The sequence below is a fragment of the Streptomyces sp. NPDC051218 genome, from assembly GCF_044455475.1.
Taxonomy (GTDB): Bacteria; Actinomycetota; Actinomycetes; order Streptomycetales; family Streptomycetaceae; genus Streptomyces.
Window position 1 is genome coordinate 699,695 of record NZ_JBITEU010000002.1, and the last position, 21,917, is coordinate 721,611.

The 21,917-nt window shown below is 69.2% G+C and carries 18 protein-coding genes; 4 read left to right on the forward strand and 14 right to left on the reverse strand.

Translation table 11 applies throughout. The features are described 5' to 3' along the window. The first annotated feature begins 37 nt into the window (after positions 1 to 37). A complete protein-coding gene (locus ACIBCK_RS09580; RefSeq protein ID WP_399388363.1) occupies positions 38 to 250 on the forward strand; it encodes a hypothetical protein in 213 nt (70 codons plus the stop codon). Between the two features lie 583 nt (positions 251 to 833). Here ACIBCK_RS09580 and recA read toward each other — a convergent pair. From recA to ACIBCK_RS09625, 9 genes are all read right to left on the reverse strand, one after another. Continuing rightward, positions 834 to 1,910 carry a recombinase RecA gene (recA, locus tag ACIBCK_RS09585; RefSeq protein WP_399388364.1) on the reverse strand — a complete coding sequence of 359 codons (1,077 nt, stop codon included), beginning with the start codon at positions 1,908 to 1,910 and terminating at the stop codon, positions 834 to 836. A 505-nt stretch (positions 1,911 to 2,415) separates the two neighbouring features. Further along, the gene (locus ACIBCK_RS09590) at positions 2,416 to 3,939 is read right to left on the reverse strand and encodes an aldehyde dehydrogenase family protein (protein WP_399388366.1); all 1,524 of its coding nucleotides are present in this window, start codon (positions 3,937 to 3,939) and stop codon (positions 2,416 to 2,418) included. A gap of 213 nt (positions 3,940 to 4,152) precedes the next feature. After that, entirely contained in the window at positions 4,153 to 5,409 is a 1,257-nt protein-coding gene (locus ACIBCK_RS09595) for a GAF domain-containing protein (protein ID WP_399388368.1), read from the reverse strand. 123 nt (positions 5,410 to 5,532) lie between these two features. Then, on the reverse strand, positions 5,533 to 6,144 hold the full coding sequence (locus tag ACIBCK_RS09600; protein ID WP_399388370.1) for an N-acetylmuramoyl-L-alanine amidase: 612 nt from the start codon (positions 6,142 to 6,144) through the stop codon (positions 5,533 to 5,535). Between the two features lie 38 nt (positions 6,145 to 6,182). After that, entirely contained in the window at positions 6,183 to 7,196 is a 1,014-nt protein-coding gene (locus tag ACIBCK_RS09605) for an acetamidase/formamidase family protein (RefSeq protein WP_399388371.1), read from the reverse strand. A gap of 282 nt (positions 7,197 to 7,478) precedes the next feature. Next, positions 7,479 to 8,894 carry a tetratricopeptide repeat protein gene (locus ACIBCK_RS09610; protein ID WP_399388373.1) on the reverse strand — a complete coding sequence of 472 codons (1,416 nt, stop codon included), beginning with the start codon at positions 8,892 to 8,894 and terminating at the stop codon, positions 7,479 to 7,481. Positions 8,895 to 9,045: 151 nt separating this feature from the next. Further along, positions 9,046 to 10,221 carry an MFS transporter gene (locus ACIBCK_RS09615; protein ID WP_399388375.1) on the reverse strand — a complete coding sequence of 392 codons (1,176 nt, stop codon included), beginning with the start codon at positions 10,219 to 10,221 and terminating at the stop codon, positions 9,046 to 9,048. 95 nt (positions 10,222 to 10,316) lie between these two features. Beyond that, the gene (locus ACIBCK_RS09620; protein WP_399388377.1) at positions 10,317 to 11,255 is read right to left on the reverse strand and encodes a MerR family transcriptional regulator; all 939 of its coding nucleotides are present in this window, start codon (positions 11,253 to 11,255) and stop codon (positions 10,317 to 10,319) included. A gap of 69 nt (positions 11,256 to 11,324) precedes the next feature. Beyond that, on the reverse strand, positions 11,325 to 12,806 hold the full coding sequence (locus ACIBCK_RS09625) for an MFS transporter (RefSeq protein WP_399388378.1): 1,482 nt from the start codon (positions 12,804 to 12,806) through the stop codon (positions 11,325 to 11,327). Positions 12,807 to 12,963: 157 nt separating this feature from the next. Here ACIBCK_RS09625 and ACIBCK_RS09630 point away from each other — a divergent pair, with 157 nt between their 5' ends. Continuing rightward, entirely contained in the window at positions 12,964 to 13,764 is an 801-nt protein-coding gene (locus ACIBCK_RS09630) for an AraC family transcriptional regulator (RefSeq protein ID WP_399388380.1), read from the forward strand. A 27-nt stretch (positions 13,765 to 13,791) separates the two neighbouring features. Here the strand turns inward: ACIBCK_RS09630 and ACIBCK_RS09635 are convergent, their stop codons facing one another. The 4 genes from ACIBCK_RS09635 to xylB all read right to left on the reverse strand — a co-directional run bounded on the left by ACIBCK_RS09635 (position 13,792) and on the right by xylB (position 18,026). Beyond that, a complete protein-coding gene (locus ACIBCK_RS09635; protein WP_399388382.1) occupies positions 13,792 to 14,925 on the reverse strand; it encodes an IS630 family transposase in 1,134 nt (377 codons plus the stop codon). Between the two features lie 53 nt (positions 14,926 to 14,978). Further along, positions 14,979 to 15,245 (reverse strand): hypothetical protein, encoded by a 267-nt coding sequence (locus ACIBCK_RS09640; RefSeq protein WP_399388384.1) that lies wholly within the window; start codon positions 15,243 to 15,245, stop codon positions 14,979 to 14,981. Between the two features lie 63 nt (positions 15,246 to 15,308). Next, the gene (locus tag ACIBCK_RS09645) at positions 15,309 to 16,517 is read right to left on the reverse strand and encodes an ROK family protein (protein WP_399388385.1); all 1,209 of its coding nucleotides are present in this window, start codon (positions 16,515 to 16,517) and stop codon (positions 15,309 to 15,311) included. 27 nt (positions 16,518 to 16,544) lie between these two features. Then, complete coding sequence (gene xylB, locus ACIBCK_RS09650; protein ID WP_399388388.1) at positions 16,545 to 18,026, reverse strand: xylulokinase; 1,482 nt, start codon at positions 18,024 to 18,026, stop codon at positions 16,545 to 16,547. A 191-nt stretch (positions 18,027 to 18,217) separates the two neighbouring features. Here xylB and xylA point away from each other — a divergent pair, with 191 nt between their 5' ends. Both xylA and ACIBCK_RS09660 read left to right on the forward strand, forming a co-directional pair. After that, positions 18,218 to 19,384, forward strand: coding sequence for a xylose isomerase (gene xylA, locus ACIBCK_RS09655; protein ID WP_367038832.1), 1,167 nt, complete (start codon positions 18,218 to 18,220; stop codon positions 19,382 to 19,384). Between the two features lie 267 nt (positions 19,385 to 19,651). Further along, positions 19,652 to 20,074: a hypothetical protein gene (locus ACIBCK_RS09660; RefSeq protein WP_399388390.1), complete on the forward strand. Its 423-nt coding sequence runs from the start codon at positions 19,652 to 19,654 to the stop codon at positions 20,072 to 20,074. 29 nt (positions 20,075 to 20,103) lie between these two features. Here ACIBCK_RS09660 and ACIBCK_RS09665 read toward each other — a convergent pair whose 3' ends face one another. After that, positions 20,104 to 21,456 (reverse strand): esterase-like activity of phytase family protein, encoded by a 1,353-nt coding sequence (locus tag ACIBCK_RS09665; protein ID WP_399388391.1) that lies wholly within the window; start codon positions 21,454 to 21,456, stop codon positions 20,104 to 20,106. Positions 21,457 to 21,917: the final 461 nt, after the last annotated feature.

Here is a 21,917-nt window from a genome sequence, read left to right on the forward strand (position 1 = left end):
CCCCATATATCCCTAAGGGAGAGCCACGTTGACAGAAGTGAGCACACGCAGCGTCACTGAAGCGGTTGCTGCCGAGGAGCTGCGGTCGAGTACGACGACGCTGGACATTCCAAAGGGTTTCGACCTGTGGACGGCTGAGGAGATCTCGGACTGGCTCGACCAGGTCGAGGACGATCCCGGCGTCTCTGACGCCGATTTCTACGCCGCGCAGCAGGCGGTGCAGCGGGTGGTGGGCGGCGGGGACGCCTGATCCCGCGCCCACGACCGCGTGGACGACGACAGCAGGGCCACGGTGCGACCGAGGCCCTGGGTCGTGGTCCGGCGGCCTGTGGAGGAGGCCGAGCAGAAGCCGAGCTTTCGCGCCTGGAAAAGCCGAGCTTCCGTGCCTAGAAGAAGCCGAGCTTCTGCGGCGAGTACGACACGAGAAAGTTCTTCGTCCGCTGGTGGTACACGCGCGGCGGCTGCGTTGATCTGTGAGAACGAGAGTGCTGTCGGTGACGGCCGCCAACCTTGGTCCGTGAATGGTCCGGATCTTGCGCGCCGGAACATCTCCGCTCGCGTGGGACGCACAACTCCCTGCGCTTTCCGGTCACCTGTGCCTCCAGTCAACTCCCGTCAGGAGGGGCCATGCCCGAAGTGCCCGGCATTCCCGACGCATCGGGCCGCTCCCGACCAGCCGGATCCTGACGCGGTCGTCGACTCCTTGCCGAGCCGAAGTCCCCTGTGCCTCGCGTAAGGGTTGGTATCGCCCGAGCGGATCTGGGCCGTGGAGCACGCCGCGATGCTGTACGTGTTGGAAGCCTGGCCCCCGGGCCGGGTCGCGCCCTTGCCTGTCAGGCGGCGTTTCCCGTCGCGGTCCGTGCGGCATCAGCGACCAGGATGGAGCCCGTGGCTTCGGCGACTGCGGCCTTCGCCGGTACCCCGATTCCGAGCTTTTCGAGGATCTTCTTCTCGATCTGGTCGGCGAGGCCGGGGTTGACCTTGAGGAAGTTGCGGGCGTTCTCCTTGCCCTGGCCGAGCTGGTCGCCCTCGTACGTGTACCAGGCGCCGGCCTTGCGGACGAAGCCGTTCTCCACGCCCATGTCGATCAGGCCGCCTTCGCGGCTGATGCCGTGGCCGTAGAGGATGTCGAACTCGGCCTGTTTGAACGGCGGCGCGACCTTGTTCTTGACGACCTTGACGCGGGTGCGGTTGCCGACCGCGTCGGCACCGTCCTTCAGCGTCTCGATACGCCGGATGTCGAGGCGCACGGAGGCGTAGAACTTCAGGGCGCGGCCACCGGTCGTGGTCTCCGGGGAGCCGAACATCACGCCGATCTTCTCGCGGAGCTGGTTGATGAAGATGACCGTCGTCCTCGTCTGGCTGAGCGCGCTGGTGATCTTCCGGAGGGCCTGGCTCATCAGGCGGGCCTGCAGACCCATGTGGGAGTCGCCCATCTCGCCCTCGATCTCCGCGCGCGGCACCAGGGCCGCGACGGAGTCGATCACGATCAAGTCGATCGCGCCGGAGCGGATCAGGATGTCGGCGATCTCCAGCGCCTGCTCGCCGTTGTCCGGCTGGGACAGGATGAGGTTGTCGGTGTCAACGCCGAGCTTCTTGGCGTACTCCGGGTCCAGTGCGTGCTCGGCGTCGATGAACGCCACCGAGCCGCCGGCCCTCTGCGCGTTCGCCACCGCGTGCAGCGTCAGCGTCGTCTTGCCGGAGGACTCCGGCCCGTACACCTCCACCACGCGGCCGCGGGGCAGGCCGCCCACACCCAGCGCCACGTCCAGCGCGGTCGACCCGGTAGGGATCACCTCGATGGGTTCATTGGGCCGCTCGCCGAGGCGCATGACCGCACCCCTGCCGAATTTCTGCTCAATCTGTGCGAGCGCGGTGTCCAGCGCCTTTTCGTGGTCCGTACCTGCCATGAGCTGTCACCCGGTCCGATCGTGTGGCACGCCGCACGTCGGAGACGTGAGCGTCTACTGCCGACAGCGGACGTCTCGGAGATCCCAGCAAACGAACATCCGATCGATTTTCGTGTCCAGTGAAAGGTACCGCACCGAGGGGGAGCGGAACGGGTCCCGCACCGGACCGCTCCGGACACAGACCGCGCCGCCGCCTGCTTCCCCGCGCTGAACCACGGCGCCGAATGCCGCCACTGCCTCCGAGAGCGGCCTCCACCGGCTTCGCGACATATGAGACCTCGTTGCAGCGCGATGCCAGTGCTGAGCCGTGGGGCCCATAGCCGGGGACGACGAACTCGTACAGGCCGTTGCCGTCGTCTCCGTCCCCGATGCGCGTGGTGGTCAGCCGGGCCAGGGAGGTATCGCGGACGATTGCGGTACCGGGCCAGTGTTTGGGCGGCGGGTTCAGAACTTTGTTGTCGCCGTCGAGGTCGACAACCCCTGGTCAGGCGTCGTCCTTCTGCGGCTAGAAGAAGCCCAGCTTCTTCGGCGAGTACGACACCAGAAGGTTCTTCGTCTGCTGGTAGTGCTCCAGCATCATCTTGTGCGTCTCGCGCCCGATCCCGGACTGCTTGTAGCCGCCGAACGCCGCGTGCGCGGGGTAGGCGTGGTAGCAGTTCGTCCAGACCCTGCCCGCCTGGATCGCGCGGCCCGCCCGGTAGGCGGTGTTCATGTCGCGGGTCCACACTCCGGCGCCCAGGCCGTACAGAGTGTCGTTGGCGGTCTTGATCGCGTCGTCGAAGTCGTTGAACGACGCGACCGAGACTACGGGGCCGAAGATCTCCTCCTGGAAGATCCGCATGCGGTTGTCGCCCTCGAAGATCGTCGGCTGGACGTAGTAGCCGCCTGCCAACTCGCCGTCGTACGTGATGCGCTGGCCGCCCGTCAGGACCTTGGCGCCCTCCTGCTGGCCGATGTCGAGGTAGGAGAGGATCTTCTCCAGCTGGTCGTTGGAGGCCTGGGCCCCGATCATCGTGTCGGTGTCCAGCGGGTGGCCCGGCACGATCTGCTCGGTACGGGCGACCGCCGCTTCCATGAACTCGCTGTAGTGACCCCGCTGGACGAGAGCACGCGACGGGCAGGTACACACCTCGCCGTTGTTGAGGGCGAACATCGTGAAGCCCTCCAGCGCCTTGTCGCGGAAGTCGTCGTTGGCGGCCCACACGTCGTCGAAGAAGATGTTCGGCGACTTCCCGCCCAGCTCAAGGGTCACCGGTTTGATGTTCTCCGAGGCGTACTGCATGATCAGCCGCCCCGTGGTGGTCTCACCGGTGAAGGCGACCTTCGCGACGCGCGGGCTCGAGGCGAGGGGCTTGCCCGCCTCGACGCCGAAGCCGTTGACGATGTTCACGACACCCGGCGGCAGCAGGTCGGAGACCAGGCTCATCCAGTAGTGGATGGACGCCGGAGTCTGCTCGGCGGGCTTGAGGACGACCGCGTTGCCCGCCGCGAGTGCGGGCGCGAGCTTCCATGTCGCCATCAGGATGGGGAAGTTCCACGGGATGATCTGCGCGACGACGCCGAGCGGCTCGTGGAAGTGGTACGCGACGGTGTCCTCGTCCACCTCGCTCAGCGACCCCTCCTGCGCGCGGATGACCCCCGCGAAGTAGCGGAAGTGGTCGATGGCGAGCGGGATGTCGGCGGCCAGCGTCTCGCGTACCGGCTTGCCGTTCTCCCAGCTCTCGGCCACCGCGAGCTGTTCGAGGTTCGCCTCCATGCGGTCGGCGATCTTCCGCAGGACGTCCGCGCGTTCGGTCGGGGAGGTGCGGCCCCACGCGGGCGCGGCGGCATGCGCCGCGTCGAGGGCCTTCTCCACGTCCTCGGCCGTACCGCGGGCGATCTCGGTGAACGGCTGCCCATTGACCGGGCTCGGGTTCTCGAAGTACTGCCCGCGCGCGGGCGGGACGTGCTCCCCGCCGATGAAGTGGTCGTAGCGGGACTGGTAGGAGACAACTGCGCCATCGGTGCCGGGCGCTGCGTAACGGGTCATCTTGGTGGCCTCCCGGGGAAGGCTGCCCGCCGTTGGGCAGCTCTCGCCCGGAGAGTAGGAGGACGGACGTTGCAGGTACGTTGCGGGAGCCGGCCCGCGGATCGTTCGTACCGGGCGTCCGCCCGGTCTGCGGCTTGTTCGAGTGGGGTGGTCGGTCCCCGCGCGGGGTACGCCCGCACCTCGCACAGGCCTCAACCCCGCACCTCCGCTCTCCTACCTCGCGCCAGTCAACTCCGCATCCAGCTCTCGAAGTCGAGCCAGCACCGGCGGCGTCGTCCGTACCTCGGCCAGCGCCCGCCATACCGCCAGGTCGTCCTCACCCCACGGGGCGTGGGCCCAGTCGGCCAGGAGATCCGGGTCGCGGCGGGCGATCAACGCGGCCCGCAGCTGATCGGCGAGCCTGCGCCGCAGCCTGGCCACCGCAGGAGCCTGTGAAGCGGGCAGAAGCGGACCTGCGTACGCGGCGGCGGCCGCGGTGACCGCTCCCGATCCGAGGCGCCGCTCCACGGCATCGATATCCGACTCGACCGGCACCGAAAGCCTGTACGGGCGCGACCGCAGCAGCTCCGGCCCCAGGAGCCGCCGCAGCCGGGCCAACTCGGCCCGCAGCGTCACCGGCGTCACCGACTCGTCCTCGTACAGCGCGCACAGCAGCTCATCGCCGGTCAGCCCCTCCGGGTGGCGGGCCAGCAGAACGAGGATCTCGCTGTGCCTTCGGCTCAGCCGCACCTTGCGCCCGCCGGTCAGCAGCAACGCCTCATCGCGGCCGAGCGCGGTGAGACCGACCCAGTCCGCGGCCTCCACCGGCGGTGACAGCAACGCCAGTTGTGACTCCGCTGCCCGAGCGACCGCCTGCACGAAGGCGAGGCTGTGCGGATGCGCCAGACCATCACCTCCGGTGATGTCCACTGCCCCGAGCAGCCGGCCGGTCCGCGGATCGTGCACCGGGGCCGCCGCGCACGTCCACGGCTGGACGCGCCGGATGAAGTGCTCGGCCGCGAACACCTGTACCGGCCGGTCCACCGCCACCGCCGTGCCCGGTGCGTTCGTCCCCATCGCGGACTCCGCCCACCGCGCGCCCGGCACGAAGTTCATCCGCCCGGCCTGGCGCCGGGTCGCGGAATGCCCCTCGACCCAGAGCAGCCTGCCGTGCGCGTCGCACACCGCGAGAAGATGCTCACCATCCATGGCGAACGTGCCCATCAGCTCACGGAACAGCGGCATCACCCCGGCCAAGGGATGCTCGGCACGGTACGAGCCGAGGTCTCCGTCGGTGAGCTCCACCGCCGCGCCGGTGTCCTCCGGGCTGACCCTGGCCCTGGCCGAGCGCCTCCACGACTCGGCCACCACGGAGCGCACCGGTCGCGTGAGCGTCCCCGCCTCCGTGAACCTCTCGTGGGCGCGCCGCAGCACCCGCACCCGCTCGGCAGGATCGGCACCGGCTTCCAGGGCCACCCATGGTTCGGTCAACTCGGCCTCCCGGGACGGCGATGCGGTTCTGCCATCGTCGCCCCGCGAGCGTGCCCCGACAAGCGCTCCGACACGTGCTCCGGCAAGCGCCTCGGCAACCGTGGCGGTGCGGGCCGGCCGACGTCAGGCAGAGTTGACCAGGCGGATATAGCGCGTCCAGTCCCAGTGCGGTCCCGGATCGGTGTGGTCGGCGCCGGGCACTTCGATGTGCCCGATGATGTGCTTGCGGTCCTTGGGAATGTCGTACTTGTCACAGATGGACGCGGTCAGCAGCGCGGACTGCTCGTACATCGCGTCGGTGAAGTACTCGGGCTGATCCACCCATCCTTCGTGCTCGATGCCGATGCTTCGGGTGTTGTAGTCCCAGTTGCCCGCGTGCCAGCCGACGTTGCGCTCGCGGACGCACTGGGCGATGCGTCCGTCCTTGGAGCGCACCACATAGTGGGCCGACACCTTCTTCGCCGAGTTCTGGAAGATGGCGAGCGTGTCGGCGTAGGTCTCCTGGGTGACGTGGACGACGACGTAGTCAACGGGGTAGGTGCTGGGGCGGTTGGCCGCCGTGTAGTTGGAGGTGCTGGCCGGCACCCACTCGGCGAGCGGATAGTCGACTGCCCGAGGCCGGGCCGTGGCGCGGGTGGCGGGGAGGAGCACGGCGGGGACGGCGGGGACGGCGGCCAGGGCCGCCCCCTGCAACAGCCTGCGCCGGCTGGGGAATCCTCTGGTTCGCTGATCCATGGCTGGCCTGCCTCTCGGTGGGGGAACAGCTGGACTTATCAGTGGGGCAGCAGCAGGGCCGTCTCTCGCAGGCGCGCGTGCAGCCCCCGGTGAGTTTCGCGCGCGGGCAGCCACTCCTTGCGGATCTTGGCCACGCACGTGTAGTTGGTGTCGCAGACGTTGGCGAGCGGGGACTCGACGGTCTGTGTCGCGAACTGGTAGGCGTCGAGCTCGCTGAAGCCGTAATCGCGCACCAGCCACTGGACAAGGTCGAGTTGGGATATTCGAAAGGCGTCCTCGAGCGGACGTGCCGAACCGGTGGAGATGATGTGGGTGTCGGACTCCAGCCTCGGCCAGGGCGTGGCGACCCCCTTCAGGAGTTCGACGATCACGACAGTGTTCATCGCGCACTCGACGGCGACTCCGCAGGTTTCCCCCTCGCCTTGCCGGGCGTGCCCGTCGCCCAGGCTCAGAAGCGCACCCTCCACATTCACCCCGAGGTAGCAGGTGACCCCGGCCCGCATCTCGGGGGTGTCCATGTTCCCGCCGTGCGCGTCGGGGACGAGCGCCGAGCGCACCTCCAGATTGGCGGGTGCGACGCCGACCGTGCCGTGCATCGGATCCATCGGCAGCGCGATCTCGAAGTCGCCGTCCCGCGCGCTGAAGTGGGCGGTGCGCCGGTCCCGGTCGAGCTGCCATATCCACACGGTCTCGGGCAGTGGCGGCTGGAGCGATGCGGTGGTGTGGGTAGAGGTGAGAGCCCCGAAGAGGGGGACCGTGGTGGACGCCGCCCAGTCGCGAGCCGGTTCGATCGACACGAAATGCACGGCGACGGTGTCACCCGGCTCCGCACCCTCGACATAAAAGGGTCCGGTCTGCGGATTCAGGAACGGGAACTGGCAGACCTCCGACACCAGATCCTTCTCGGAGCGGACGTTCCCCGCGAAACAGTCTTCGGTGAACAGGTCGAGCACTGTGCCCGGAGCGATCCGTGCCACGGGTGGCGCACCGCCGAATGTCCAGGCGTACTCGCCAGGTTCGGGCCGTACGGTCAGGATGCGAGGCTGGTTCATGGCAGGGCTGCTCTCTTCTGTCGCTCCGTGGGAAACTCGGCGACCGTGCTCGGCCCGATGGTCCCGCGACGCAGCCCAGGACGGCTCTGCTCCCGACACCTGATCCCCCCGATCCGCGTGGACACGACACCGCCGCCAGGGCCGGCCGGTGGTGTCCCGCGTCAATTACGTTACGGCGAGGGTCGGTTGGGTCGGAAGGGTGCAATCCAAATCTGTGTACAGCACCGTGATTGTGGAAAACGTGGTCACTCTGGCGGGTGAAGACGAGGGGACGAGCCAGCTTCAGCCCAAGGCGGCCGCACCCACAGCAGCCTGTTCCTCCGCGCGAGCGAGGGCGGTCGCTGCCTGAGCCGTGTCTCCGAGCCGGTCGGCGAGCCGGGCACGGGCCCGCCAGTTGTAGGGGCAGATGGGACGCAGGTTGATGCGTTCGCTGAGCAGAGCCCGCGCCAGGTCTTGCCGACCGGAGCGGATGGCAGCCTCCACGAGCGTCCGCTGGATGGCATCACGCTGTGCGTGACTGCCGCCGAAGGAGTTGAGGCGGTAGCGGATGGGGGCCAGCAACTCGACCACACGGGCGTACTGCTGCCGGCGGTAGGCGATGAGGGCGCGGCACACCGGGATGCCGATCTCGCGTGTCATCGCGTGGTTCGTCACCGAGGGGTCGGTCCGGGAGAGCCACTGCTCGCGCTCCGTCACCAGCCGCTCGGCATCGGAAAGCCGACCTGCCCCCACGTACGCCATCACGGCATGGACGTCGTTGAAGGCGTAGTAGGCACCGACCTCGCGGCCGGCCCATGCCTGGGCGAGCGCCACCCAGCGGGGCTCGACGTCGATGTCGGCCAGGAGCAGTCGCCAGAGCAGGGCGGAGGCGTCGAGGAGTTCCATGGCGACGGACTGCGATGCCTCGTTGTGGAGGGTGTTGTCGTAGACGGCGAGGACCCGTCCGATGCTGCCGGCCTCCAGTGCGTACAGGGCGTAGTGCCAAGCGTTGTGCACAGAGAGGTAGTTGCCGTCGGCCCAGTCCTCGGTCCGCGCGTCGAGATAGCGGATCCCTTCGCCGAACAGCCCTCGCATCTCGTACGTGTGGACGACCGCATGAATTCCCCACACATCCCGTGGGTGACGTTCGACCGCCCGCAGTCCGATCTCCTCGGCGTGGCCGTAGTGCCCGGCTTCTTCGAGCCCGAAGGCGTACATCCCCAGGAGCGGACCGTAGTGCGGATCCTCACCGTCCCACGCGGAGAGCGCGCCACCGATCCGGTCGCGCAGCCGCTGAGCGTCCCCGGTGAAGAAGTCGATCTGGTGTCCGACAGCCAGGGCGAGGGCGTCGCGGGGGAACTCGGTGCTGATCTCGCCGAGGATCTCACCGGCCCGCAGCATGTCCCCGTCCAACCACGTCTGGGCGGCCGCCGCATGCATTTTTTCGCGGGGCGAGAGCACGCCGGGATCGACCGTGCTTCGGAAAGCTCCGAAGGAACGCCGCGCGTCGGCCGCGTCCTTCTCCTCGGTGCCGAGAAGCCCGAGGTAGGCGCTGAAAACGTGCGCCATCACGGAATCCGGGGAGGCCGCCGCCATCGCCTGCGTCTCGTCGGCGACTTCGGCACGGAAGAACAACAGCGCGTCGAGCGCTCGCTCGTAGTGGCGAGCGGCTTCGTGGCCGGTGCCACTCAGCACGTGGGTATGCCGGTCCATTTCCATCGCTGTCCCTCTTCCGTCTTCCGTCGGATCGGCCCGCCCGACCGCCTGGCGGTTCAGTCGGCTCAGCCAGTTCAGCCAGTTCAGTCGGTTCAGTCGGTTCAGTCTGGCGATTCCACCCGTGGGATTCGAGGGCGACGCTCGGTTCGTCGATTCACCGATTCATCGATTCGGCGGTGCGCGACAGGGGCAGGGCGGTGATCGCCGCGGCCAGCAAGGCGACTGCCGGTATCAACAGCAACGCGGCCCGGCTTCCCCTCTCTGCCGCGATGTGTGCGAACACCGCCGCGCCCATCGCACCGCCAACCAGGTCGAGGCTGCTCAGCCAGGACATCGTCTCGGTGACCTGTCCTTCGGGCGCGAGGTCGCCGCCGGTCGCGCGCAGCGCGGCGAAGGTACAGCCGATCGCCAGCCCGGCCATCGGGCAGACCAGGAGCGCCGCCAGAGGAGACATCCCTGCGACGAGCGTCAGCGCACCGGCCCCTGCCGCGAACGCACAGAGGAGTATGGAGATCTTGGGCCCGCGGGACAACAGTTGAGGTACGGCGCCCAGAGCGAGGCTGCCCAGCACGCTGCTGACGGACAGGACCCCCAGGTACAGGCCGGTGAACTCGGCCGCGTCGTACTCCTGTGCGTAGATCGGCAGCACCACATCCACCGCGGTGACCGCCATGACGAAGAGGGCGTCCGCGGCCAGCAGGCGTCGCAGGGGAGCGGATGTCAGTGGTCCGAGCCAGTGGCCGGGCCGAGCGGGACGTGACGGTGGACCTGGTGTGTTGATCAAGAGGCCGACCGCTGCGGCCGTCAGAAGCGCGACGGCAGCGAACGGCATGACCGGCGAGATCGCCAGACTCAGCCAACTGGCGAGCACGGGGCCCATGACCAGCGCGGCGCCCATCATCGAAGAGTCGAGAGCCATCGCCGTGGCCAACAATCCGGTATTGGCGGGGCCGCTGCTGGTGGAGCGGTGCCAGGCCGAGCGCATCATGACGGCGACGGGAGGAGCGCTCGCCCCCATGGTTGCGGCAAGCGCGAGGATGGGGGCGACGGACCCACCACCCCGCACCACCAGCACCAGCAGGGGAGTGGCCACCAGGTAGGCGGCCAGAAAGCTCAGCAGGACCGGGCAGGGTGCATACCGGTCGATGAGCCGGCCGCGCAGGGGAGCGGTGACACCTTGGCCGAGCGCCAGCGCGCTCACCGCGAGGCCCGCGGCCCCGTACGAGTCGTCGTGACCGACCAGGAGCAGCAGGCTCAGGCCGATCATGGCGGCCGGTATTTTCGACGCCATCCCGATCGCGGTGAGGCGCCAGAAGCCGGGCACGTCCATCAAACTTCGGTAGCCGGAGCGGGATCCCCGGGGCGCCACGTCGGCCGCATCGGTCGGCTCTGCCGGATCGGAACAGGTTGCGCTTGCTCGGCCCACTACCGAGGCAGACGGGCACGCAGGGCCCGGACGGTCCAGTCGATCACCGGCGCCAGACTCTCGGGCAGGGGCCACCCGTTGATGGTTGCGAGCAGCGTCAAGTAACGGTCCCTGCGGGGGTCGTCCATGGTCTCCAGGCGGGCTACCAGGCGCCGGCGCACGGCGGTGCCGTCGGGAAGGCCGAGGATGTGCGCGTAATGCGTTGCGAGCGCTGTGACGATCGAGTCGGCCTCGGGCGAGGCCGGATCGATGCCTGCCGCCAGGGCGGGGGTGACCTGTGCCCGACCGGCATCGGCGAGGATACGTGGCAGGCCGGTGCGGTCGTCCGGGGCGCGGTCGACCGCCAGATCTTGGGCCATCCCCTGCATGGTGGAGCGGAACCCCTGGTCCTGGAACAGCTCGGCCAGTTCCACCCAGGCCTCGACCTGTTCGGCCTCGGGGTTGTCCGGCAGTTCGGGCGTGAGGGAGCGGGTGACCGCCGCGAAGGCAGGGTGGTCGTGCAGGCCGTCGAAAACGGTGCCGAGGAAGTCGTCGATCAGGCGTCGACGTTCGTCCTCGGAGAGCTTGGCCAGCTTGTGCATGAGATCCAACTCCTCAGGGGTGGACCCGCGCTTGGCCACCGCTGTCAGGACCGCGCGCCGCAGGTGCAGCACGCGGATCTGAACCTCAAGCGCGTCCGCGTGCGCCGCGGCGACCTCGGGGAGCGAGACCTCCCGGTCCACGACCTTCCGGATGGTGGGAAGGTCAAGACCCAGGTCGCGCAGCGTGCGTACGAGGTCGAGGCGGGCGACTGCGTCGGTGCCGTACAGGCGGTAGCCGGCCGGGCTGCGGTCGGCGGGCGGCACGATCCCCGCGTCGGAGTAGAACCGGACGGTCTTGACCGTCAGGCCGGTCCGCCGCGCCAGATCACCGATCGAGTAGAGCGTGTCGCCGTTCATGACCCCACCTTCGTGTCTCCCCCTACTGGAGACTCAAGTTGATTCGTTCACCGGGATGGAGGCCAGTACTTACTGCGCACTCGACCGGTTCGCGTGGTCGGCCGGAGCGTCACTGGTTGCGTCCACGTCTTCGGGGCGGTGCTGCTTCCCGAGCAAGGTGCCTACGAGGACAGCACCGAGTGAGAGGAGGGCGGCGGCGACGGTGAGCGCGAATGAGAAGCCTTCCGCCGATGCGTGCAAAGGGTCGTCCTGTACGGCCAGGGCGTCGCTGCGGCGCGCGGCGAGAGTGACCAGGACCGCCACCCCCACGGCGCCGCCGATTTGTTGAACGGAGCTCAGGATGGCCGACCCGAGCCCGGCGTTCTCCTCGGTGGTGCCCGTGAGAGCGGCGACGGTCAGGGCGGGCAGGCTCAGTCCGCATCCGAGGCTGGTGACGAGCATGCCGGGCAGCACTCCGGATGCGTAACCATCGCTCTGTGTCACGCCGGACAGCATGAGGAGCCCGGCCGCGCTGATCAGAAAGGACATAGCGAGGGCCGTTCGCACGCCGAGCCTGACGACCGCCCGGGAGGAGAGCCACATGCCCCCGAGGATGCCGGCACCGTAGGGCAGGTAGGCGACGCCCGCCGTGAGCGGGCGGTAGCCCAGCACGGTCTGCAAGTGCACCATCAACAAGAAGGCCATCGCGTACATGGCGGCGGAGAACAGCAGGGTGGCCCCGTTGGCGACGGTGCGGAGGCGAAAGGACACGAACGCCAACGGAACCAGCGGCTCGGCGGTCCGTGCCTCGACGGCGACGAAGGTGACGGCAAGGAGCAATGCCAGCACCAGGGACCCGACTGCGCCCGGGTCGCCCCAGCCCGACTCGCCGGTCCGGAGCAGACCGTAGACCAGGGAGACCAAGGCGCCGGTGCCAAGTACCGCACCAGGCACATCAAGTCGTACCGCACGCCCGGCCCGGCTCTCGGTGACCAGGCGAGGCAGCAGGGCTACTGCCGCCAGCGCCACCGGCAGGTTGATCAGGAAGATCCAGCGCCAGGACGCAAGGCCGGTCAGCGCACCGGAGATCACCAGGCCCATCGTGCCGCCGAGTGCCGCGATGCCGCCCCAGATACCGAACGCCTTGGCGCGCTCGTCGGTTCCGGGGAACAGCAGTGTGATCAGGGAAAGGGCGGCGGGACTGGCCATGGCCGAGCCGGCGCCCTGGACAAACCGTCCGACCACGAGCTGCCAGGGCTCCTGCGCGAGCCCGCAGACCAGGCTCGCCACCCCGAACAGCGAAACACCGGTCAGGAAGACGCGCCTGCGGCCCAGTAGGTCGGCCATGCGGCCGAACAGCAGCAGCAACCCGCCGAAGGCGAGGAAGTAGGCGTTGACGACCCAGGCCAGGCCCGCGGTGCTGAAGCCGAGGTCGTCGCGGATGCTGGGCAGCGCGACGCTCACCACGTTGTCGTCCAGAACGAGCATGAACTGCACGAAGCACAGCACCACCAGGGCGGGCCCGCGCCGTCCAGGGGAGTTGGCAGTGGCCGTGATCGGGAGCGACGTCATAGGGGGCGTCCTGTTCTCGTCAGCGGCCTGTGCGATCGGTGGTAGCGCCCGTGGCGCGGATGATGGATCGGCATAGAACGACGCTATGTACCGGCCGTGTTGGCCGCGATGCGCTACGAGGCCACGTCGTATCGCATTGAGGACATAGGTTGGGGGCATGACCGATGCCGTCATGGGGGCTGTCCCGGCCGGGGTGGGTGCGATCGTCGTCGGGAACTTTCCCCTGGCGTCCGGGCAGTGGTTCATCCCGCACAGCCACACCCAGCACCAGTTGGCCTGGGCGCGGAACGGTGTGCTCGGCGTCGCTGTCGACGACTCCTACTGGGTCCTGCCCCCCACACGAGCGCTGTGGCTGCCGGCGGGGGTCGTCCATCGGACCGGCGCGACCCGCGAAGCAGTGCTGTGCAGCCTCTACTTCGAACCCGATCGATGCGACGTGAGATGGTCAGAGCCCACACCGGTCGGTGTCGACGGGCTGCTGGCCCACTTGATCGCCTACCTCGGCCGCGAGGACCTCCCCGATGACGCGCGGCTACGGGCCGAGGCAGTCGTCCTGGATCTGCTGCATCCCTTGCCGAGCACCCCCATTGATGTCCCGCATCCCACCGATGACCGCGTGAGCACCGTGGCCGACGCTCTGCTTGCCGACCCCGCGGATTCACGGAGCCTGGAGGCGCACGCACGGGCCATCGGGGTGAGCCGACGCACCCTGACCCGGCTGTTCGTCCACCACACCGGCATGCACTTCGACCGCTGGCGCACCCATGTGCGGCTGCGTGCCGCGCTTCCGCTGCTCGCCGAGGGGCAGCCCGTCTCGCGGGTCGCACATACCGTGGGATACGCGACACCGAGCGCTTTCCTTGCTGCGTTCCGGCGAACCATCGGCACTTCCCCGGGGCGCTACCTCAGTGGCCACGCCTCTTTCGAGCCCCAGGCCGCGCGCACCGCCGATGAATGACCACTGAGGGGCGGAGCTAGTGCCGTATCAGGCAACGTTTGCCCTGTCGACGACGGCGCGTAGGCGCTGGTCGTCGGCGTGGCGGTTTCGCCAGATGATGTAGCAGCGGATCATGCTGCCCTGTTCTTTGTGATCGGCGTGGTCGGTGCCGTCGAGGGTGAAGTAGCGCAGGGCGGTGAACTGGGCTTCGATCCGGTTGAGCCAGGAGGAGTTCGTCGGGGTGTAGGCGATCTCGACGTTGTTCGCCGTCGCCCAGGACCTGACCCGCTGACATTTCTTCGTCGTCAGGTGCGGGGAGAAGTTGTCACAGACGATCGCGATGCGCATCGTCGTCGGGTAGAGGGTGCGCAGGTAGCGGCAGAACTCCAGGAACTGGGTCCGCTTCTTGATCGGTTTGATGTGGCCGTAGAGCTTGTCCTTGGCCAGGTCCAGGGCGGCGAACAGGTGCCGGATTCCGCCGTAGCGGTTGTAGGTAGCGCGCCGTCGCCGACGGGGTTCACGGTCAGAGTCCTTGTTCTTGCCGCCGCGCTCGGCCCACTGCCGCCCCGGATGGGGCATGAGGTTGAGGGGTCCGAACTCGTCCATGCAGAAGACGACTTCGGGCTCGTTCTTGTCGGGTATGACCTCACCGTCGGCAATCGCGTAGAGGTGCTCGACGCGGGCCTTCTTGGCCGTATAGTCCGGGTCGCGGGAGGTCTTCCAGGTTTTCAGCCGTTGAAAGGAGACGCCTTCCTCGCGGAGCAGAATGCGCAGGCCCTCGTGGCTGATGTCGTCGACCACCCCCTCGGCAACCAGGAAGTCCGCCAGCTTGGTCAGACTCCAGGTCGAGAACGGCAGGTCATGCTCGGGCCGCTGCGACTTCGCGATCTTCTTTATCTCGCGCCGCTCGGGCAGCGTGAACGTCTTCGGGCGGCCGCCCTTGTACTTGGGGTAGAGCGAGTCGAAGCCGTCGGTGTTGAAGTTGTGGATCACGTCGCGGACCCGGTCGCCGCTGGTGAACGACACCTCCGCGATCCTCGTCACCGCCATGCCCTGCACGGACAGCAGCACCATCTGAGCCCGCCGCCAGGTCACCACCGAGCCGGTGCCCCGACGGATGATGCGCAGCAGCCGTCGGCCCTCGTCATCGTCGATCTCGCGTACACGCACTCGCTCTGCCATAGGCGAACAGCCTGACGGCAAGCCGTGGGCAAGAACAGGACTTTGGCGGTGCGTCACGAGGCGCGTCGGCGCCGCAGCTCCTCAAGCCACCCGCGTACCTGATCGTCGTCGTACAGGTACGGCTCCTCCGGGCCCGACCTCAGGTCGATCCCGTACAGGAGCCGGAGCGCCCAGAGAGACAACTCGTCCCACTCGAGGGTGTCGTCGGCGTACCATCGCCCGGCCCACCGGTCAGCCGCGTCCCTGCTCACGCGTCCCTCAACCACACCAGCGAAGCATGCTTCGATCTTGTCCAGATCCGGCTGGCCAGCACCACTCATAGGACACACCGTATCTAGGACAGGGCAAACCTTGCCTGATGCGGCACTAGTAGGCAGTGGGCCCTACGCCGCTGCCGCCCCCGCCGGATCATCAAGCACAGCCCGTACGACCGAGTGTGCAGCCCCCAGCAACGGGCCGTCGGAGCCAAGGGCGGAGACGGCGACAGCGCACGCCGTGCCCGCCGTGCGGCGTTCCAACTCGCCCTCCAGTGACGGCAGCAGCCACGGTGCGAGCCGCGACAGGGCGCCGCCGAGCACCACCGAGCGCGGGTCCAGCAGATTCACCGCGCCGGTGAGCGCCATGCCCAGTGCGGCTCCCGCACCGTGCAACGCCATTCGTACATCCTCATCATCGCCCTGCGCGGCGCGCTCTGCGAGGAGACCGACGCGGTCCGCACCAGGATCAAGACCCGCCGCACGCAAGACCGCCTCCTCGCCCGCGTACTGCTCCAGGCAGCCACGGCCGCCGCACGGACACGGTGGACCGTCCGGCCACACCGGTACGTGCCCCAACTCGCCCGCGAAGCCGCGTGTCCCGCGCAGCAGCCGTCCGTCGACGACCAGCGCGGCGCCGATGCCGATCTCCGCCGACACGTGGAGGAAGTCCTGGGGCGCCGCGTCACCGAGCCACAGCTCGGCCAGTGCGCCGAAGTTGGCCTCGTTGTCCACCGTCAGTGGCAGCCCCTCGGGCAGGAGGGCGGCGAGATCGATGTCGTGCCAGTCGAGATTGGGGGCGCGCACCACCACCCCCGTGCCGCGGGCGACGAGGCCCGGGACGGCGAGTGCAAGGCCCGCCGGACGCAGCCCTGCCAGGTGGGCTTCGTCGCTCAGCTGCCGCACCAGTGCGATGAGTTCCCGTAGGACGGGTTGCGGGGCGCGCCCCCGGTTGTCTCCCTGTCGCACGGCACGCGCGCGTACCTCTCCGCGCAGGTCGACCACGCACACCGAGAGGTGGTCCACGCCGATTTCGGCGCCGATGCCGGCCGGCCCGCGCCCACTGACCGCGAGCGCGGATCCGGGGCGCCCCACCTTGCCGGGCCGCCCGGGGCCCAGCTCGTCCAGGAGACCGGAGCGGATCAACTCGTCCACCAGCGTGGAGACCGCCGCCCGCGTCAAGCCGATCCGGGTGGCCACGGCGGCACGGGACAGCGGTCCGTGCGCCGCGACGGCGTGCATGACACGCGAGAGGTTGCGGCGGCGCATCCCCTGCTGCGTGTCGGGCAGCGGGGCTCCGGACGTGCCCCGGCTCGCGTCGTGCGGTGGTGCGGTCATGCCCCCGTCAGTCCCTGTCTTCCGTCCTCATGGCCGGGTTTCCTCGTGGCCCTTGGCGTCGAGATGGCCCCTGGAGTCGAGCAGCGACGCCGCGTCGGAGACTACCCCGGCGATCCGGGCCAGCGCCGACTCGTCCCGCTCCACAGGGGGCAGCACAGGACCGTCAGCCGTACCCCAGCGGCGGGCGACAGCCGCAGGATCCTCGCCCGTCAGGAGGCCCGCGGCTTGGGCGGCGGCACCGAGGGCGACCAGTTCCCTGGCCTCGGGCACCTGAACGGCCCGCCCCGAAAGGCGCCGCACGGTGTCCTGCCAGGCCGCGCCCCGCGCCCCGCCGCCGATGAGCAGGAGCGGAGCCGAGCGGTCCGCGTCCGCGTCCAAGACCAGGTCGAGTGCGCCCAACAGCGAGTGCACAGCCCCGTCGTAGGCCGCTTGCAGCAGCTGCCCCGGAGTCGTGTCGTGGCGCAGCCCGTGCAGCAGTCCCGAAGCATGCGGCAGGTCAGGAGTGCGCTCACCGTCCAGGTAGGGCAGCAGGGTGACGGCGCCGCCCGCCTCCACCGCCTCACGGTCGAGGCTCAGCAGCGCGGCCACCCGGTCCACGGCCAGAGTGCAGTTGAGGGTGCAGGCCAGCGGCAGCCAGTCGCCGCGTGCGTCGGCGAACCCGGCCACGGTGCCCGTGGGATCCGCCTGGCGCCGCGTGGAGACCGCGTACACGGTGCCCGACGTTCCCAGGCTCAGGACCGGCGTTCCGGGGCGCAGGCCGAGCCCGAGCGCCGCCGCCGCGTTGTCGCCGGTTCCGGGGGCGACGAGGGTGCCCTTGGAGAAGGGCAGCTCGCCGCTCCCGCGCACGGTGCCGACGACCTCACCGGGGCGCACCACACGCGGCAGCAGCTCGGGGGCAAGGCCGACGAGTCCCAGGATCTCCTCGTCATACGCCTCCGTCGCCGACGCCCACCACCCCGTGCCGGAGGCATCGCCCCGGTCGGTCGTGCCGGATCCCGTGAGGCGTTCGGTGAGGTAGTCGTGGGGGAGCCGCACGGCTGCGGTGGCCCGCGCCGCCTCGGGTTCGTGCTCGCTGAGCCAGGCCCACTTGGTCACCGTGAAGGAGGGCCCCGGCACGCTGCCGACGCGCTCGGCCCACGCCTTCGGGCCCCCCAGGCGGTCCACCAGAGAGCGGGCCTGCGCCGCCGAGCGCACGTCGTTCCACAGCAGCGCGGGCCGCACCGGCCTGGACCGCGCGTCCAGCGTGACAAGCCCGTGCTGCTGGCCACCGACCGACACCGCGGCGGCCTCGCGCGCCGGTTCGCCGCACTGGTCGAGAGCCGCACACAGGGCGTTCCACCAGTCCTCGGGGTCACTCTCGCGGGCGGGCCCCGAGCTGACGCGGTGCGGGGCCTGACCGCTCGCCACCACCCTGCCCGTGGCGGCGTCGACGACCAGGACCTTCGTGGACTGCGTGGAGCTGTCCACGCCGACGACGAGGGGCCCGTCGGCTGCTGGCGCTGATGACATCGGGGGTCTCCGTTCCCGCGGCTCTTTCCGGGCACGCCCGGACTTCTTTCCGTCCGACCTTCCCAGGGATGCCTCCGGATACTAATTTGTTAAGCGCCATGACGAAATAGTCGCGGCAGCCGCGCACGAGCGGGCACGCAGCCATGCCCACTCCGCCACACAGCTGTGCACCAGCCATCCAGGGAGCGAACATGACGTACCAGCCCACTCCTGAGGACAAGTTCACCTTCGGCCTGTGGACCGTCGGCTGGCAGGGAAGGGACCCGTTCGGCGACGCGACCAGGGCGGCCATCGACCCGGCCGACTCCGTGCGGCACCTGGCCGAACTGGGGGCCTACGGAGTGACCTTCCACGACGACGACCTGATCCCCTTCGGCGCCACGGACACCGAGCGCGAGTCGCACATCAAGCGCTTCCGGCAGGCACTCGACGCGACAGGCCTCGTCGTGCCGATGGCGACCACGAACCTCTTCACACACCCCGTCTTCAAGGACGGGGGGTTCACCGCCAACGACCGGGACGTACGCCGCTACGCGCTGCGCAAGACCATCCGCAACATCGATCTCGCGGTGGAACTGGGCGCACACACCTACGTCGCGTGGGGCGGCAGGGAAGGCGCCGAATCCGGTGCGGCGAAGGACGTACGCGTCGCCCTCGACCGCATGAAGGAGGCCTTCGACCTGCTCGGCGACTACGTGACGGAGCAGGGTTACGACCTGCGCTTCGCGATCGAGCCCAAGCCGAACGAGCCGCGCGGCGACATTCTTCTGCCCACCGTGGGGCACGCCCTTGCCTTCATCGAGCGTCTGGAGCGCTCCGAACTGTTCGGCGTCAACCCCGAAGTGGGCCATGAACAGATGGCCGGCCTCAACTTCCCGCACTCCATCGCCCAGGCCCTGTGGGCGGGCAAGCTCTTCCACATCGACCTCAACGGCCAGACCGGCATCAAGTACGACCAGGACCTGCGCTTCGGGGCGGGCGATCTGCGCAGCGCCTTCTGGCTGGTCGACCTCCTGGAGAGGGGCGGTTACGAAGGTCCGCGCCACTTCGACTTCAAGCCGCCGCGCACGGAGGACTACACGGGCGTGTGGGCGTCGGCCGCCGGCTGCATGCGCAACTACCTCATCCTTCGGGAGCGTTCGGCCGCCTTCCGCGCCGACCCGGAGGTCCAGGAGGCCCTGCGCGCGTCCCGCCTGGACGAGCTGTCCCTTCCCACCGCCGAGGACGGCCTCTCCGGGCTGCTCGCCGACCGGGCCGCCTTCGAGGACTTCGACGTGACGGCAGCCGCGGACCGGGGCATGGCCTTCGAGCACCTCGACCAGCTGGCCATGGATCACCTTCTGGGGGCGCGGGGCTGACCCGACGCCCCGATTGCGGAGGCATCAAGTTCTGCGCAGGGGTCGCATCTTGACCCTTTCGAGGCGACTCTGGACGGTATGGCCATGCCGCCCGTACCGCCACCGCCGCCCCCTCCGCCGGGTGACCCGCCCCCTCCGGGTGACGGCGGCTACGGTCCGCCCGGTGGAGGCTACGGTCCGCCCGGAGGAGGGTACGGCCCGCCTCCGGGCGACGGGTTCGGACCACCTTCGGGCGGCGGGGGATGGCCTCCAGCGGGAGGCGACGGTATGCCCCCGGGCGGTGGCGGATGGCCGCCTGCTCCGCCGCCGGGCGGGCCGTCAGGGCGCCGGGGCGGCCTTTTCGTCCTGCTCGCGCTGATCGTCGCGATCGGCGCCGTCGTCGCTGTAGTCCTGGTGGCGACTGGTGGTGACGGCTCGGACGACAAGAAGGGCCCATCCGAGAGCAGTGAGAGCTCGGGCGGCAAGCCCACGCCCTCGCTGAGCATCCCGTCGGAGATCCCCTCCGAGCTGCCGACGGACCTGCCGACGGAGGTGCCCTCGAACCTGCCCAGCGGTCTGCCGTCGGAGCTTCCCAGCGATCTGCCGAGCGACTTGGACTCCCTGCTCCCGTCACGCGCGGACAACGAAGCGCGCTTCTACTTCCTGAAGATGGAGGTCATCAAAGCGGGCGTCACCGAACGGGGTTTCTGATCGGCGTATCGGGCGCGAGACCACCGGACTCAGAGGCCTTTCGGCAGCCGCACGTACGTCACCGTGGTCTGCACGTCACTGTCCACGAGCCGCCCCTCCTCGTCGAACGCCTCCGCGCCGTCCGTCATCCCGAAGTCGTTGTCGTTGATCAGGGCGAGCGTGTGACGGTTCACGCGGGCAACGCCCTCGATCTTGTCGGGTACGCCCTCCATGGCGCCGAGGTCGACCAGGAGACGCTTCCTCAGGACGGGCACTCCGGAGGCCGCCGGATCGTCGAGCTCCTCCAAGGAGGGCTTCGTCGAGGCGTCATCCCACCGCTCGCCGAGGATGTCGGAGCCACGGTCCAGCTTCACCGTCTGCAGCCGAGCGGCCTTGTCGGTGCGCTCCTCGACCAGGAGCCGGTCACGGCCGACGGCCACCACGGAAGAGATCTTCAGCTCGGACGTGTCGTCCTCGCCCGGGTCGACCACACCGACCGCGTCGAAGTGGTACGCGTACTCGGCGGTGACCGCCTGCTTCTTCGGCGAGAAGCGCAGCAAACGTGCCGTCCGCGACGCGTCACCCGCGTCTTCGTCCGGCACCGACAGAGGGCTCTGCACCGCCATCACCAGGTCACCGCCCGGTAGTTGCGCGAGCCCCTCGAAGCCGCGATTGGCCTTGCGGTGCAACAGGACGCCCGGAAGCGCCTCGACGACCGGATAGTCGGCACCCGTCAGCTTCAGGCCCTCGGGGGCATAGCGCTTGAGCACCTTTCCGCGCGCGGAGACGTGGACGAGCGAGGGGCCGTATTCGTCCACCAGCCAGAAGCTGCCGTCGTGTGCCCGCACGATGCCCTCGGTGTCGAGGCCGTTCGGATCGTAGGTCAGCGCCGTCTTCGCGTCGTACGTGTACGGGGTCTCGTCGCGCCTCTCCTGGTTGGGAAGTCCGGTGACGGGCTTACCGGAGGAAGTCGTCAGCGGGAGCGCGTCGATGACCTTCACCGTGTCACCGGAGACGCGGATCTTGACGATCGCCGGATCGAAACCGGGGACGGGGAATGTGCGTCGCTTCTTGCCGTCCACCTTGATCTGGCCGTTGGGCCCGCGGTCCGTGACCGTCCAGAACTCGCCCTTGCGGCCCGCCGGATAGATGTCACTGCCGATGCCGCCGAGATCGACACCGCGGTCGTCGCTCACCGTGCCGGGCAGCAGGGAGTTGCTGAACGTCCCCAGCGGAACGTCACCGAGGGTCGCCGTCGAGGTGATCCGAGGCGCCTTCTCCTTGCCGCTGGTCTGGGCACCCGTGGCCGTGCCGGTCACCGCGATCGCCGCGAGCACGGCGAACGGCACACCCGCGGCGACGGAACGGCGGACGCGACGCTTTCGGGCGGCGTGCGGGGACATGAGTGCCTCCTGGGGTGCAAGTGTTCGGTGACAGCGATCAGGCTTCGCCGTCGCCACGAACACAGGGAGGCAGAGAGGTGAACGTGAGGGGGCGCACTGGCGGCGCCTCCCGCGAGGGGCAAGAGGCGCCGCCGTCACCTACGGGCCGGTCAGCGGTAGTTGGGCACCTGGCCCTTGTCGCCCCCCTTCGGCTGGATCGCGCTGACGTACTCCATCACTCCGGGGCCCTGCGGGACGGGGGAGCCCAGTCGCGGTCGGCACCCCTGAACCGGTGGGGTCCACCCTGGCGGATGTCATGCTCGCGCTCAATCGCTGGTCAGGGGGAGTGCACGTGCCGGTGTTCCCGGCGTGCGCATGAGCGGCTCGGATGCGCCGGAGGGCGCCGGGCCGGGAAGTCGGACGCTTCCGGGGTGTTGGTGTGAGCGGGGGACTGTTGTGAGTGCGTTGTGGCTGGGGTCCAG